The following is a 15,490-nucleotide window of genomic DNA, read 5'->3' as shown; positions in this document are numbered from 1 at the left end:
ACCTCGCTTGAGGTCTTTTTTATGTTTAATAATTGAGGAATGACTCGCTAACTTAGATAACTTTTGAAAAGCGGTTTTGATGTTTCTTGTCCAAGTATTCATCAAATACCATAGCGACGTTACGGCCAAGCAAGCGACCTCTGGGTAAGACGCGAATACCTGCTGCATCCATATCTATCAATCTGTCGTCTTGCATAGCGCCCAACTGCTGAATCTCACTAATAAAATAGGTGATGGCATCGATACCAAATTTTTGATTCACATCTTTAAAATCGAGATAGTCATGACATAGTAAGTTCATGATGACATATTCACGCAAGCGGTCTTTGATAGAGGTTTTTATATACTTGACCGCAGGCATGACAGTCGGATTGATTTTCGCCATATCAATCTTGGCTTGATAGTTCTGTAGCTCAGTATCGTTCTGCAAAATATAGCGCGTATTGGCATTAGAAACCTGACTGATTGATGAGACACCAAAGCCCAATAAGTCACAGTCACCCATGATGGTGTAACCCTGAAAGTTACGATGTAATTTACCTTCGCGCTGGGCGATAGCCAACTCGTCATCAGGTTTGGCAAAATGATCGATACCGATATATTGATAGCCGGCTTCGGTCAATGTATTGACAGTACTGCCGAGCATCGTCAGTTTGGTAGCTGGGCTTGGCAAGTCTTCATCTTTTATCTGACGCTGAGCTTTAAATCGCTCAGGCAAATGCGCATAGTTAAAGACCGACAGGCGATCTGGCGACATCTCGATGATACGATTTACGGTTTTGTCCAAAGTATCAGGCGTTTGATGCGGTAAACCATAAATCAAATCAATATTGATAGAGCGAAAACCAAGCTCACGTGCTTCTGTTAGCACGCTTTCAATAAGCTCTGCGGAATGCACACGATTAACGGCAATTTGCACAGTTTCATCTAAATCTTGCACACCTAAGCTGATACGGTTGAAACCGAGATTACGCAATATTTTCAGAGTGTTTTCACTCAGCTCACGAGGATCAATTTCGATAGAGTAGTCACCTTCGTCTTCTGGCAAAAACTCAAACTGAGTCTGTAAAAACTCCCATAATTGCACCATCTCTTCATCATGCAAAAACGTTGGCGTACCACCGCCCAAATGTAGTTGTTTGACCAATGGTTTGTCGCTGCCTTCTGGCGTAGATAACAGGCGGCGCTTATGCGTAATTTCAGCAATCAAATACTGTAAGTAATCACCAGAATCACTATTTTTTTTGGTAATAATCTTATTGCAAGCACAGTAGTAGCAAAGGTGGCGACAGAACGGTATATGAAAATATAGCGATAAAGGAGCACGCGCTTCGCGACTCTGCAGGATTTTTGTCTCAAGACCGATAGCCTCAAAGCTATCCGGTATTGGAGTAAATTCTAAAGCAGTCGGATAAGAGGTATAACGTGGCCCTGAGCGATTGTACTTATTGATGATTGCCTCATCAAATGCTGGTAGCTGCTTGCTAGTAATGCTGCCGCGTGTACTGGCATAAGGGTTGTCAGGTTGCATAACAGGGCGCACAGTCGTGGGCGGCTCGTCCGCACGGTTGTAGGGCTGCTGAGTGTTCTGTTCTAAATAGTCTGTCATGCGATATTCCTCGTTTTTACTCTAGATACTGCTGGTTTTTATATAGTCAATGATTTCGGATTTGGTGTTTATTTTTCGCTTGTATCAACGATTAATAATAAGATTCGAATACATCATTGGCAGCAGTATGTATCGCTAAATGTATAATAGATAGTATAACAAATCCTTGTTAGCAGTGGGGTGGTCGGTGAGTATTCTTAATTATTGAAGTAGAGCGTTATTTATACATAAAAAACCTCAGAACGACGCTGAGGTTTTGATGATTCTCTCTACACCAGCAATCAAACACGACGTTTGCGCGTTGATAAATAATACTTTATTATCAATGACACTCTGTATTAGGAAGATGCTGATGTCGTTTGCCCAAGTCTATACCCGTTCGGTGGTTGGTCTGCATGCTCCCAAGGTCATCATTGAGGTGCATCTATCGCAAGGACTGCCTGCATTGACCATCGTTGGGCTACCTGAGGCCGCCGTGCGTGAGAGTAAAGACAGGGTGCGCTCCGCCATTCTCAATTCAGGTTTTCAGTTTCCTAATCGCCGCCTCACGATCAATTTAGCCCCTGCTGATTTGCCTAAAGATGGCGCGCGTTTAGACTTACCAATTGCTATCGGCATACTGGCAGCAAGCGGACAGCTTGAGCCAGAGGTGCTATCAGAATTTGAGTTTATCGGCGAATTAGCGCTCAATGGCCAGTTGCGACAAGTAACTGGTAGTTTGGCAGTCGCACGAGCAATCAAAGCTGAGAAGTTGGCATTAGCATTGTCGCAGTTAGCAGCAGCGAGTGATCAAGAGCAAAATAATCCAGATACCCTGCCGCCGATAACACCGCAACTGATCGTGCCGATTGATAATGGTCATGAGGCCAGCCGCGTTGAAGGCGTAACGATACTAGCTGCACCGAGTCTAAAAGCAGTTTGCGACCATCTACAGTCGCTCGTTGACCCAAGTACAAGCTATGAGAGTTTAGCAGTGGTACAGCCTAGTCCTGCACAGCAGCATGTTGGCTATCAAGTGGATTTAGCTGATGTCAAAGGACAACACCATGCTCGGCGCGCGTTAGAGATTGCCGCCGCTGGTGGTCATTCATTGTTATTTACAGGGCCACCAGGGTCAGGTAAGACGCTAATGGCATCACGATTGCCAACGATATTGCCAGACTTAAGTGATGAGGATGCACTAGAGGTTGCCAGTACCTATTCGGTGGCAGACAGCGATTATGACTATGGGACGCGGCCATTCAGACAAGTACACCATACAATATCAGCTGTGGCGTTGGTCGGTGGTGGTTCACGGCCAAAACCAGGTGAAATTACGCTAGCTAATAAAGGCGTGTTGTTTTTAGATGAGTTACCTGAGTTTGATCGAAGCGTACTGGAAGTATTGCGTCAGCCGCTAGAAGCCAAACAAATCACTATTAGTCGCGCTAACTCTCAAATGACCTTTCCGGCGAATTTTCAACTGGTTGCTGCGATGAATCCTTGCCCATGTGGCTATGATGGCGATACATCAGGACGTTGTCGCTGTCGACCTGAGCAGATCAAACGCTATCAAGATAAGTTATCTGGTCCTCTCTTAGATCGTATTGACTTACATATTACCGTGCCTGCATTACCGATTGCCGATCTGCAAAATGGTCAGGTAGGTGAAACCTCCAAGCAAGTACGGGCTCGCGTAGTAATAGCGCATCAGCATCAAATGCAGCGCCAGCAAAAGGTTAATAATGAGCTTAGCCCTAGCGAAATCGATGAATACATCCAGCTAGGCGACAATGAAAAGCAGTTATTGCAACTTGCTCAGCAGCGCTTGAATCTATCAGCGCGTGGCTACCACCGAGTATTACGGGTGGCGCGTACAATCGCGGATTTGGCTAACAGTACCGATATCAACAGCGCCCACGTATCTGAGGCGCTGAGCTATCGCAGCAAAGCATAACCTCTGTTTGAGAAAGTTACATCATGAAGATTTGATAGGTTCTTTATAAGACTAGGCTTTATCTTTCATAATCCAAGCAACCAAGTCAGCAAAGTGGTCAAATGCTTCGGTCGGGTTTAGCTCTCGAATATCTTGCCCATAGTTATAACCATAAGACAGGCCGAGCGTGTCCATATTGGCGTTCTGGCCAGCCAACATATCGTTTCTAGAGTCTCCAATCATCACTGCTTGCTCGACACTAAAATTGAGAGTCTCACAGACATGCAGTAGGGGCGTTGGGTCTGGTTTTTTGACAGGTAAACTGTCACCGCCCATCACTTCACTAAACAAATCTTGCCAGCCAAATGACTGTAATATTTTCGGTACAAATCGAATGGGCTTGTTGGTGACTAAAGCAAGTGTATAGCCAGCTGCGTGCAGTTTTTTGAGTCCGTCATCGACATCTGGATAGGCAACGGTTTTGCTGCCACTAAGATTCTTATAAGCCTCAAAAAATATTTGCTCTGCGTGATCGGCTTCTTCGACCGTTAGCTCACTTTCTGCTACTTCCACTTTACCAACCAAAGCGCGCTCTACCAGCAGGCGTGAGCCATTTCCTATCCAGTTACGTATCGTCTCGATAGGGTAGGTGACTTTACCCAATTTGGTTAGCATGGCGTTGGTTGCGTCGGCCAAATCAGGTACGCTATCAATGAGCGTGCCATCAAAATCAAAAATTAAAAGCTGCTTATTCATTGTTCCTCACTATTAAAAATCGTTATATTTATTATATTGGCCATACCTTAGCACAGTAGCATTTTGAGACCAGTCACTTTAGTTATCTGTTGTGCTTAATATCTTGAGTATTAGCAACTATTCGACATCTTTGTAGCGTTCACGATGCTCTTTTTTCATTCTTAAATAATCTTCATTTTCACGGCACTCGTCCCATTTAACTTTAAAGATTCGTGCGGATTCTGCTTTGACTGGGTCTTCCTCTTGTCGTGGCAATTCTTCGCGGCCATGAGCGCCGCTTTGACCTTTTTTATCATCAGGTACTGCGCCTTTATATTTTTTGCCGCCTTTATGATTGGCATAGCGTCGAGCGCGGATATAGCCCATTTGGATAAATTTGCGTGCCATATCTGCGCCGACGAAGTCGTCGTTAGCCAAGTAATCTAAAAACATCTGATAGATAGCTTCACTGCTTTCGCGGGCGATGTCGGGAGTCGCAAAACGCCAATGGGGCAGAATCTCAGACTTATAAGGTTCTACCAGTAATACGCCTTGCTCACCGCGACCGACACGGTACAACTCAGGCTGAGCGCGCAAATCCAAACTCTTATAGTCCAAGTCGTAATCAAACTCTCTCATGTCTATAACCTATTATTTTTATCTATTCGTATATGGTTATTGAGTATACTTAGCCAAGCTGTTTGGAAAAAAGCACAAAAATGTTATGCAACCGTGACAGTAGGTAGTTAGCATCAAGAGCGTTCAGTAGAAATGGTTATGGTAAAGTTAGCTGTGAGACGTATGAAGGCTATGAGTATGATGAATAAAATGCTACGAGAGATGTTATGTTGAGAAATAAAATAAGTGTAAATGAGCTGAGCCGTTTGCGATTACCCAAAAATATACTAGTAGCGTGGCTATTGCTAACGACAAGCATACTAACCAATACGACTGCCCATAGCGCATGGTTTGAACGTTTGATTCCGCAAGGTGAGACCTACACAGTGCGCGAGATAGATCGCGATTTGGCATTTGTGATAGATGGCTTTATCTATGATGCGCGCACGTCTTGTTTTTTGGCAGTGGGTGATCGAGTGATATTCTTTGAGGGGCGTCACGGTATTGATTACCGCGCAACTATATACGACTTGGATTCGCGTGAGCGCTGTAATTTAATATTACGTGGTCGGTTTTACGAATAGCGATTGGCTATACGAATAAGAGCAACACATGAATCAAATGAACGCTAAAGAATACGATAAATTTTAAACATAAAAAAAGCCCCGAACATTGCTGTTCAGGGCTTTTAGAATTCTATTAACGAATGGTGGCTCGAGGCAGGATCGAACTGCCGACACACGGATTTTCAATCCGTTGCTCTACCTACTGAGCTATCGAGCCGTCTTCGTTGAGGTCGCTATTAAACTAAATATACGCGCTTCTGTCAAGCTGTTTTTGCATTATATCTGATAAAAGACGATAAATAATCAAATATTGGCAAAATTCACCGTTTTAGCGCTCGTTTTAGTCTTTTACACGTAACAGTTCGTACTCGCTCATGATACGGTGAATATCAGCGTCAACAGGGACAAATTCACGTACGCCTTTTCTAACTTCGCAATCATAGACCAGTTTAATAAACTTGGCATCGATAGCACGTTTACGGTTCTCTGGATGCACAGTGAGATATTGCAGACGCTTAGCATTGGTCTGCCCATCATCAAAGCAGGCGACCGCAGCGATAGGCTTATCATTGAACATCCCAACATACAGGTACTGTCCACGTTTAAACCCTTGCTCAACGATATTTAATACCTCGATACCGTCAGGCTGTGCATCATCACTATCGTACAACGCCTGCAAACGCTCTGCTAGCTCATTGTCGCGGGCAGGTTTTTTGATAAGTGGCGCATCCAAACTATTAATGGCGATCGCTTCTAAAGGCATAGCAGTTCCTATAAATAGAGGGTTTCTATAGTATAAATTAGCAATATGAGACAGCACGATGTCATAGCGTGTAGTGCCGTAAGTAAGGGTCTTCAAAGTCAGCGCGAGTCATGATTGATAATACTGAACACACTATTTTAGCAGAATGACGTGATTTTGTGCGTGGTTTACCGCTTGGTCGTGGCAGTAAATGTTAGGGTTTGCTATGATGAGGCTATATAATATTTAGTATGTATAAACCCTAATATGTTGATATCTTTTGTATATATCATTTTCTGCTAAGGTCTGCCCCAGACACTAGTAAAATATTTTGGGCAGGTTTTTGCCTTATTTATTGACCGCTTTTCACTGATAAAAAACTGATAGAGAGTAGCCATGACAGCCAATGCAACGACGACTGCTGCCACACCTGAGCAAACTGAGTCAAAAAACGTAAATCTATATGGTCGCCCTGAACGTATCGCGACCGTTGAACGTATCACTGCCGAAACGCAAATCACTTGTACCGTTAATCTAGATGGTACGGGTAAAGGCACGGTAGACACTGGCGTACCATTTTTGGATCATATGATTGATCAAATCAAGCGTCACGGTTTGTTTGACTTAGATATCAAATGTACGGGTGATACGTTTATTGATGACCATCATAGCGTCGAAGACACTGGCATTACCCTTGGCCAAGCCTTTAACAAAGCATTGGGTGACAAAAAAGGCATTCGTCGTTATGGGCACTTTTATGCGCCGCTAGATGAGTCATTGACCCGTGCTGTCGTCGATCTGTCAGGGCGTCCTGGTCTACACATGGATATCCCATTTACGCGTTCGCACGTCGGCCGTTTCGATGTTGATTTGTTCAGTGAGTTCTTTTACGGATTCGTCAATCACTCATGGATGACGGTGCATTTGGATAATCTAAAAGGCAAAAACAGCCATCATCAAATCGAATCAACCTTTAAAGCCTTTGCTCGTGCATTACGTATGGCTTGTGAGTACGATGAGCGTGCGCTAAACACCTTGCCATCGACCAAAGAAGCTTTCTAAGGCGCATTTAAGGCTCTTCTACGGTGTCAGTCAAGCTTGGCGTACTAGTTGTACAGCCTGCGCTTGACTTCCTTGTAGCGAAACCTTATCTACACCCGCGATAATAGAAAGGGCAATAGCCAACAATATAAATGGTCAATAATATAAATAGTACAGTAGTCGAAATATTTAAAAATGAGAACCAATCGATGACTAAAGTAGCACTATTAGATTATGGTATGGGCAACCTGCACTCTGCTAGCAAAGCCCTGTCGGTAGTCGGGGCAGAAGTCTCTATCACCAATGATCCAAAAGTCGTCGCGGCGGCTGATAAAATCGTTTTCCCTGGTGTGGGTGCGATGCGTGATTGTATCGCTGGTATGCATGAAGCAGGAATTGATGAGGTCATACGCCATGCAGTGTTTAACAAGCCCGTTATGGCCATCTGTGTGGGCATGCAGGCGTTGTTTGAGCAGTCAGCTGAAAATGGTGGCACGGATTGCCTAGGCATCTTAAACGGCACTGTAGAAGCATTTGACCCTAAGTGGAAAGACAAGCAGGGCGCAACGATAAAAGTACCGCATATGGGTTGGAATACCATTAGCGGTATGGATTTTGACCATCCGCTCTGGCACGGTATCGAAGACAACGCGCATTTTTACTTTGTACATAGTTATTACTGTGATCCTGCTGATAGCTCACAAGTAGCGGCGGTATGTGACTATGGTCAACCGTTCTGTGCCAGTGTGATCCAAGACAATCTATTTGCTACCCAGTTCCATCCAGAAAAGAGCCATACTGTTGGCTTGCAACTGCTCAAGAACTTCGTAAAGTGGAATGTGTAAGTAGTTGATAAACGTGAAGTGAATATTTAATTTAGTAGAAGGTAGATTATCAATTGTATAATCTGCCTTTTTTATGCTCAGTGATCACTTTGTAGCTGCTATTCTTTAGCTATTATAGTTTAGCCATTATGGTTTAGTGATACGCTCAGTTATTTTCTACTCGCTTATATTTGGAATATCTCAGTGGATTTTACTGCCTTTAAAATGAATGTTGTGGAAACAACTGGCCTTGCCAAAGATGCCTTACATATCTATGTCGGTGTCGGTGTTTATCTGCTGTGTCTGGTTGCGCTGCGACCTATTATCAAAAGCCAAGGTATTCGATCATTTATCGCTCTGATCGTCGTAACTTGCATTGCGCTGTTGGGTGAGTATCTGGACAATCGAGATACAATTGAATCGCTTGGCTTAACTGGCTTGAGCCGTGATCAGATACTCGCGAGTATCCGTGATTTGATTAATACTTGTATGCTGCCGTACGTGCTTTTTGCGCTGAATAAGTGGACGACTATATTTCGACCAACCAATAAATCGACTTCACTGACCAAACGCCATAAAAAAACGGACTAATTAATAGTCCGTTTTTTCATTCTGCTATTTGAATTTATAATTCTAGCAGCTCATCTTATTTTTTGGCTTCATCATACAGCTCACGTACGACTTCACCAATGGCTTGAATACCATCAGTCAGTGTCTGCTCGTCAGCCGCGATACTCATACGGATACATTCGTGCGCATGCTGATAATCGCTGACATCGACACCGGGGAAGAAGTACTCACTTGGCACAATAAGCGTGCCTTTCTCTTTTAGGCGCTCGTATAGATCCAGCGTGCTAATCGGCAAGTCTTTAAACCATAACCATAAAAATATCGCGCCTTCAGGCTTATGAATGAACAAAGGATAATCGCCCAAGGCTTCTTTTAATAGCTTCACCGCGAGTGTCGCCTGCTTTTGATAAAACGGCTTGATGTCGTTATCAGATAATTGCTTAATACGATCGTTTTCTACCAATGGCGTGGCAATCGCTGCACCAAAGCGTGTCGGTGCTAGATTGACCACGGCATTCATCGCACTGACCGCTTCGATTACTTTGGCATCGGCCACGATAATACCAGTACGCATACCAGGCAAACCAATCTTCGACAGGCTAAAGCACAGAATCGTATTATTATCCCAATTCAGGTGCGCGTCAGAGTAGATGATATTGGGGAAGGGCATGCCGTAGGCGTTATCGATAATCAGCGGTATGTCATAACGTTTGGCAATCTCGGCCAAATGCGCCATTTCGTCATCGGTCAGCACGTTGCCAGTTGGATTGGTCGGGCGTGAGCAGCAAATCGCTCCAATACGACCTTCCTTTAACGCTGGTAAGTTCTCTAATGCGTCAAAATCCACACGATATTTAAAGAAACCTTCCTCGCCATCATGCGTCACTTCATCGATATGCGGTAATACCGCGGTGAAATGCTGACCTTCCACATGCACATCGCTATAGCCGATATACTCAGGGGTCAATGGCAGTAGAATGGACTTGTCGACAGATTCGTTATGCTCATCAGTGAACGCACCGCCAAACAGATTAAACAGATAGAAAAATGCATTCTGTGAGCCATTGGTCAAGGCGATGTTTTCTGAAGTAAGATTCCAATCATAATGACGGTTAAAGAAGCCAACTAAGGCGTCGATAAAAGCGGCATCACCTTGCGGATTAGAGTAGTTCGCCATGCTGATAATCGCGCTACTATTGGGCACGCCTGCATCATTATCAACACCCAGCGCCTTATAGGTCTCCAAGAACAACTCATTAACGGCATCAATTTTGGCAGGGTTACCACCGCCCAACATGTTGACAGGTTGATCGCTTTTTAGCGCATCGCCCAGATCATCCATCAATTGTGAGATGCCAGTGGGTTGGGTAAATTTTTGACCGAACTTTGAGAATTTCATAAGGCTACCATGCTGTTTGAGAGGGTGTTAATGAGGTATAGGCACGCATACCCCTAATGACAATATGGGCGTTAGTATAGCAAATGAGGGCTATAAAATAAGCAAAGTGCATGGCTGATATTGGTTTATATGTCTATACAGGTTGTGAAGTAAAAAACGCCTTCTAGGTGAGTAGAAGGCGTTTTGTTTTGAGGTTTGTAGCTAATCCCACTTTTTGCTTGTAGTTGGCAGTTTGTGACGCATAGCATCTAAGCATAGACGTGTTTCAACGTTTGAGCGACCACTTCTGTATAAGGTGATGTAAGCGCCACAGTCTACGAAGCTATCGCTTCAATCAGGGCTAAACCGCACCTATAGTAAAGTTTATTAAGATAATAAAAATATAAGCTTGGGTTTGGGCAGTAGGTAGGATGCATCCAAGGCACCTATAAATTGAACAATCTATAAATTCAAACAGATGCGACCAAATCTTGATTATTTATGAGATTAAATTGGAACTCTCAATTGTGTGCTAGGTGACACCATGAAGCTTCCTTAAAAACGTAGATTATTTTGAAAAAATTATTCTAATTTTCTGGTAGTAATAAACCATTAGCATATTTAAAGCCTTTAATCTCGAGACCAATCCCTAAGTTAATGTCTTCAATTATTGGGGCTTCTCCATGGAACCAACGCACTATATAGGAGTAATAATCATCAACATCACGTTGATCAATCCCCAGCATCTCAGGATAGCAAATACGAGTTGATAAGTCGTTCTTCTCGTCTAAACCAATTTCACCATTTAAATACATTTGATTAATAATGTTTAAGCAAATTTCATAGCTATGAATATTATTCGGATGTCGCAAGAAAGTAAGTACTCTTTTATACTTTCCTTTTAGTATAGGCTCAATAATTTCTTGCTTTTCATTACCTGTAATAGCTTTTATCTGAATCCCAGCAGTATTATTTGTATTTAAAATCGTGGCAGGCTCAACGATGTCTATTTTATTTTTTCTGAGAAATAGTACGTCTAAATTGTGCTGAGCAACGTAATAGTTAGGATAAACTGACTTAGTTGTGGTAAAACCAGTTCCAATAGCTTTAAACTGTTGAATGAAGTCTAACTTCGTTTTTCTTCTTTCTGTACACCATTCAAAAGCTTTTTTACCAATAGTTAACATATTCTCGTTAATTAGTCTAACTATAAAAGCCTCGAATATAAAACCTGCAATAGAGTAAATCGGTTGTTTAGTCGTAAAGTGTACTAATCCATTGATCCCTATTTTTAAATGACCAGTCTCAAGTCCATCTGCAATTAGCTGATCATGATAGCGAGCTTTTAAAATCAGAAATTTAACTTCAGGTGATATATTTGGATGTGAAGGATCGAGAAAAGATACAGGAGCCTGTGTTAGACTTCTAAGTTCCGCGTCTAGCTCTAAATCATTCTTAGTAGCAACTAAAATATCTGCCATAGTTGCCCTCGTTTGTAGAGAATCTTAAATATCATAAAGTATTATAATTCGTTAGTCACTGTTTTTAACCCCTAGCTTTTCTTCCAGTATCATCTTCTAAAACTCTATAACGCCAGTAAAAATCTGACTGCACCCAAACTACATTATCGCTAGTAAGGTCTTTAAATCTTTTTAATAAAGACCTGTCTAGTACAAGGTTACCATCAGAATTTTCTCTTAAAAAATCCTCATTGTCATTTCTTACTAAGTAATCGACAATATCATCCTGATATAGGCACCCATCCATTTCTAACTTATCAACCATCCAAGAAATAACGCTATCTGGAACTACTTTTTTTTTACTTCTGAATCAACCTTCGGAGCTACATAAGGCATTAAGCTATCTTCAGGAAATACACCACCATCCAACTTCTTACCTGCAAACCATTGACATCTATAACTACCATCAAACTCTTTACTAGTATAGTCTTTTAGTAACTCCTTGATAGTCATACAGGGGCCACCAGATTTTAACTGTACCTGGTCACCGATATTATATTTAGGCTGATTTTCACTCATTATTTATATCCTATATTTGTATTATTGAAAATTTCGTTGCTTGCATTACTAATGTTGGGTAAATAATTTTTTTTTCAAGAGTATCAAAGTTTTTAGAGCAAAAATAAATTCTATATATAAAGAAAAAAATCGAATACGCCTAAATCATCGCCCGTACCCGTGCCATAATCCCGCGTCCAATTACCAGTCTCACATAAATAATGGCAATGGCAAACAGCAATACGACTAACGCGGCACCGCCAATAGCCAAGCTTGTCCACGGCACACTAAACTGTAGATTAAACCACTGCGTGATGGCCGCCCATGCGCCAACGCTGGCGATCACAACGGCAAATATCGCCGCGCTAATCCCAAGCACGCCCAACTCTAGGATATTTAGCATATACAGATCGCGCTTTTGCATACCGAGCAGTCTAAATGACGCGCTGTCTTTCATGCGATCTTGCGAAGTAGACAGCAGCGAGCTGATCAGCACCATAACGCCAGTGAGTAGAGCAAGCAAGGTAAACACATAGACCAAGCGGCTCATTTGTACCACCAGCTCTTGAATTTGCTTGGCAATGGCAGTCCCATCAATGGTAGTGACAGCAGGGAACTCACGTACCAGTTTGCCTTGTAATTCTGGAATGGCGTCTTCTGATACGTGCGCAGTGGCAAATTGAATCTGCGGGGCAGCGGACAGTACCGATGGCTCAAACAAGAAGTAAAAATATGGGCTTGGGCCACGCTCATAGCGCGTGCGAATACTGGTAATCTGCCCGACGATTTCGATACCTTGAATGTTAAAGCGCACCTGATCGCCCATGCCGACATTGAGCATACTGGCGGCAGTGTCCAAGATAGATAAAGGTTTGACTTGCTGATCGGCATCATCGATAGGCGTATACAGCGCATCGTCTGTGAGCGATTCAGTGATGTATTCGGTCTCCATGACCGTATCTGCATAGCTCAAGTTAAAGACACGCGTGGGATCATCAAACCCATCAGCAGGCTCGATATCTTTTGCTGCCACATCATTGGCCGTCTCTACACGCGCACGAATGACGGGATAATAAGTGACGGGCGCTTCAATGATCGCATCAATCTCATCATGTTGATCGCTCTGCACATCGAGCAAAAACAGATTGGGTGCGTCTTCAGGATAGGCATTGATAAACTGCGCATTGATACTGTGATTGAGTGTGGTGATAAGCGTCAGCACTGCCACCGATAGTGATAAAGTGACAAAGAATAACGCTGATTGGTTGCCTTTACGCGCGAGGTTATGAATGGCGATACGCTGCATCCAACTGACCTTGGTATTGCTTGCCAACTTGTTAAGTAGCCAGAGCCACCCACGCGCCAATAGCCAAAATATCGCCACAAAGCCAATCAAGCCGCCCAATAGCTGTGCGCCTAACGACAGTGAGCCAACTTCATAGGCAAAGAAGGCATACAGTCCTGCCAGCACCAAGCCATACCATAGTAGCGGCACGCGTCGATACCAAGGCAAGTTTTGTGTTTGCGTACTCGCCCCTTGATTGAGTAGGGTGGCGGGTTTGGTTGTGTTAAGCGCGCTTAGACCCCGCTGTGCAATCAGTAGCGTCAGGGCTAAAGCAATCACAATAGTTTTGATAGCACTGATTGGATTGATGGCTAGACCGACATCGGCAGGCAAGATAGCCACTAGATACGGTTGTCCGATTTTAAGTAAGCCCAGACTAAGGGCAACCGCTGCGACACAAGCAATGACAGTCGTGACGATAAGCAATTGATAGTAGCTACGTTTGAGTGAGCCCAGCGGCTCGCCTAACGCCAAGCGAATCGCGTTATTGGACTGCTGCTTACTGACAAATGCACTAATGACGCCATACATAGCAACCGCAGATAGTAGCAACACCGCAATGACTAGCAATTTTAAAAACATCAGCACATTATCAGATATACGCGAGACAGAAGTATCTGCGGACTCTGCATCAGAGAGCTCGATATCAGGATAATTGGTCAGGATATCTGTAAGCTGTTCACGCTGCGTGCTTATCAGCTCTGGATCGCCTGCCATCTCAATACGATAGTTTATGCGGCTGCGTTGCCCCAATAGGTTGGTTGACGGGAGTGCATCTTGTTTCATCAACACACGCCCACCAAAACCAAAGGTAGTCAGCGGACGGTCAGGCTCTTTGGTCAGTACATCACTGATTGTGAACTGCGCATCGCCAATGGTGATACGGTCGCCAACATCGGCCTGTAGACTACTGAGTACTTCTGGTGCGACGATCACACTGTCAGATGTTAGCTGATCCCACAGCGGCTGCCCCGAGGCAAGCTCCGCTGTGCCGTATAAGGGATACGACGGCGAGACGGCTTTGACGCTGGCAAGCAAGGTTTGCTCATCGTTGACCAGCATGGCGCTAAACTGATAGTCATACACCGTCTGTGTATCAGGGATAGTTTCTACCTGTGACAATACTTCGCTTGGCCAGTCTTGCTTACTGTTTAGGATTAGATCCCCACCAACGAGCGCGCGCTGATTGTCATTGATGTAGCTATCGACAGACTGCTGCACAGAGTCGAGGGTTAGGTAGGTTGCAAGTGACAAGGTCAATGTGAGTAGAAACAACACTGGATACACCCAGCGCTGCCACCAGCTACGGCTGAGTGCTTGCGAGCCTAGTGTTTTGGTAAACAGTTGATTGAGCATGCTGGTATCAGTCTTTTTTATATCAGTTGATGTGTTGTCTGTCAGCTTTTCATTCATGTCGGTACAATCCGGCCGTCATGCATGGTGATGACGCGATCTGCCATCTCGGCAAGTGCAGGATCATGAGTCACGATCACCAGTGCCGAGCCAACCTGTTGGCGTAAGTCTAATAGCAGCTGCATGACTTGATCAGCATTTTGCTCGTCTAAGTTACCCGTTGGCTCATCAGCAAATACAATCTTTGGGTGCGATACCAGTGCTCGTGCCACCGCTGTACGCTGCTGCTCACCACCTGACAACTGATTGGGTAAGCTGTTACGTCTATGCCCTAAGTCGACCGCATCTATCAGCTCGTCTACGCGTGCTGGGTTTGGACGTCTGGCAATATCAAGTGGAAAGGCGATATTTTCAGCGACTGTCAGTGTGGGAAGTAGATGAAATGACTGAAAGACAAAGCCCATATCCTGTTGACGAATGACGGCTAGCGCATCTTCGTCAAGACTGCTAAGCATCTGGCCTGCTAGCGACACCGTACCGCTGTCGGGATAGTCCAATGCTGCGAGTAACCCTAATAAAGTAGATTTACCCGAACCTGATTTACCCATGATGACCACAAACTCGCCAGCATTAACGTAGATATCTACGTCTTTAATGATGGACAGATTTTGCTCACCAACTTGTACGGTTTTATTTAATTGTGAAGCGGTCAGTAGTGCTTGTGTCTTAGCGTCTGCTTGTGGCGTTGCTATGGCAGTCGAAGATGATGATGTCAT

At 43.9% G+C, this 15,490-nt stretch carries 15 protein-coding genes and 1 tRNA gene; 5 read left to right on the top strand and 11 right to left on the bottom strand.

The genetic code is table 11. The features are described 5' to 3' along the window. Positions 1-52 precede the first annotated feature (52 nt). Complete coding sequence (hemN, locus tag ACS8FA_RS14885) at positions 53-1,531, bottom strand: oxygen-independent coproporphyrinogen III oxidase (RefSeq protein ID WP_439264726.1); 1,479 nt, start codon at positions 1,529-1,531, stop codon at positions 53-55. Positions 1,532-1,961: 430 nt separating this feature from the next. Between hemN and ACS8FA_RS14880 the strand changes: the two genes are divergently transcribed. Next, positions 1,962-3,545 (top strand): YifB family Mg chelatase-like AAA ATPase, encoded by a 1,584-nt coding sequence (locus tag ACS8FA_RS14880; RefSeq protein WP_439264676.1) that lies wholly within the window; start codon positions 1,962-1,964, stop codon positions 3,543-3,545. Positions 3,546-3,596: 51 nt separating this feature from the next. On the opposite strand, the gene ACS8FA_RS14875 is transcribed toward ACS8FA_RS14880, so the two are convergent. Further along, the gene (locus tag ACS8FA_RS14875; protein WP_439264678.1) at positions 3,597-4,280 is read right to left on the bottom strand and encodes a phosphoglycolate phosphatase; all 684 of its coding nucleotides are present in this window, start codon (positions 4,278-4,280) and stop codon (positions 3,597-3,599) included. A 117-nt stretch (positions 4,281-4,397) separates the two neighbouring features. Further along, positions 4,398-4,898 carry a DUF4385 domain-containing protein gene (locus ACS8FA_RS14870; protein WP_439264680.1) on the bottom strand — a complete coding sequence of 167 codons (501 nt, stop codon included), beginning with the start codon at positions 4,896-4,898 and terminating at the stop codon, positions 4,398-4,400. Positions 4,899-5,104: 206 nt separating this feature from the next. Between ACS8FA_RS14870 and ACS8FA_RS14865 the strand changes: the two genes are divergently transcribed. Beyond that, complete coding sequence (locus tag ACS8FA_RS14865) at positions 5,105-5,461, top strand: hypothetical protein (protein WP_439264682.1); 357 nt, start codon at positions 5,105-5,107, stop codon at positions 5,459-5,461. A 123-nt stretch (positions 5,462-5,584) separates the two neighbouring features. Here ACS8FA_RS14865 and ACS8FA_RS14860 read toward each other — a convergent pair. Together ACS8FA_RS14860 and ACS8FA_RS14855 are read right to left on the bottom strand one after the other, a co-directional pair. Next, a tRNA-Phe gene (locus ACS8FA_RS14860) sits at positions 5,585-5,660 on the bottom strand. Positions 5,661-5,783: 123 nt separating this feature from the next. After that, positions 5,784-6,206: a hypothetical protein gene (locus ACS8FA_RS14855; RefSeq protein ID WP_439264684.1), complete on the bottom strand. Its 423-nt coding sequence runs from the start codon at positions 6,204-6,206 to the stop codon at positions 5,784-5,786. 375 nt (positions 6,207-6,581) lie between these two features. Between ACS8FA_RS14855 and hisB the strand changes: the two genes are divergently transcribed. The 3 genes from hisB to ACS8FA_RS14840 all read left to right on the top strand — a co-directional run bounded on the left by hisB (position 6,582) and on the right by ACS8FA_RS14840 (position 8,641). Continuing rightward, positions 6,582-7,247, top strand: coding sequence for an imidazoleglycerol-phosphate dehydratase HisB (gene hisB, locus ACS8FA_RS14850; protein ID WP_220455963.1), 666 nt, complete (start codon positions 6,582-6,584; stop codon positions 7,245-7,247). Between the two features lie 188 nt (positions 7,248-7,435). Then, a complete protein-coding gene (gene hisH / locus ACS8FA_RS14845) occupies positions 7,436-8,071 on the top strand; it encodes an imidazole glycerol phosphate synthase subunit HisH (protein ID WP_439264686.1) in 636 nt (211 codons plus the stop codon). 204 nt (positions 8,072-8,275) lie between these two features. Next, positions 8,276-8,641: a hypothetical protein gene (locus ACS8FA_RS14840; RefSeq protein ID WP_220455964.1), complete on the top strand. Its 366-nt coding sequence runs from the start codon at positions 8,276-8,278 to the stop codon at positions 8,639-8,641. A 55-nt stretch (positions 8,642-8,696) separates the two neighbouring features. On the opposite strand, the gene ACS8FA_RS14835 is transcribed toward ACS8FA_RS14840, so the two are convergent. The 6 genes from ACS8FA_RS14835 to ACS8FA_RS14810 all read right to left on the bottom strand — a co-directional run bounded on the left by ACS8FA_RS14835 (position 8,697) and on the right by ACS8FA_RS14810 (position 15,490). Beyond that, positions 8,697-10,019 carry a valine--pyruvate transaminase gene (locus ACS8FA_RS14835; protein ID WP_439264688.1) on the bottom strand — a complete coding sequence of 441 codons (1,323 nt, stop codon included), beginning with the start codon at positions 10,017-10,019 and terminating at the stop codon, positions 8,697-8,699. A gap of 566 nt (positions 10,020-10,585) precedes the next feature. Next, complete coding sequence (locus tag ACS8FA_RS14830; protein ID WP_439264690.1) at positions 10,586-11,479, bottom strand: hypothetical protein; 894 nt, start codon at positions 11,477-11,479, stop codon at positions 10,586-10,588. Positions 11,480-11,543: 64 nt separating this feature from the next. Continuing rightward, the gene (locus ACS8FA_RS14825) at positions 11,544-11,792 is read right to left on the bottom strand and encodes a DUF6953 family protein (protein ID WP_439264728.1); all 249 of its coding nucleotides are present in this window, start codon (positions 11,790-11,792) and stop codon (positions 11,544-11,546) included. Positions 11,793-11,806: 14 nt separating this feature from the next. Then, positions 11,807-12,037, bottom strand: a complete 231-nt coding sequence (locus ACS8FA_RS14820) for a YodC family protein (protein WP_439264691.1) — start codon at positions 12,035-12,037, stop codon at positions 11,807-11,809. 139 nt (positions 12,038-12,176) lie between these two features. Further along, positions 12,177-14,774, bottom strand: a complete 2,598-nt coding sequence (locus tag ACS8FA_RS14815; protein ID WP_439264693.1) for an ABC transporter permease — start codon at positions 14,772-14,774, stop codon at positions 12,177-12,179. Then, positions 14,771-15,490, bottom strand: a complete 720-nt coding sequence (locus ACS8FA_RS14810; RefSeq protein ID WP_439264695.1) for an ABC transporter ATP-binding protein — start codon at positions 15,488-15,490, stop codon at positions 14,771-14,773. Before ACS8FA_RS14810 ends, ACS8FA_RS14815 begins: the two co-directional genes overlap by 4 nt.

Origin of the sequence: Psychrobacter sp. 1Y1, from assembly GCF_051847395.2 — a bacterium.
GTDB lineage: Bacteria > Pseudomonadota > Gammaproteobacteria > Pseudomonadales > Moraxellaceae > Psychrobacter.
This window is presented reverse-complemented; position numbering and strand designations above follow the sequence as displayed.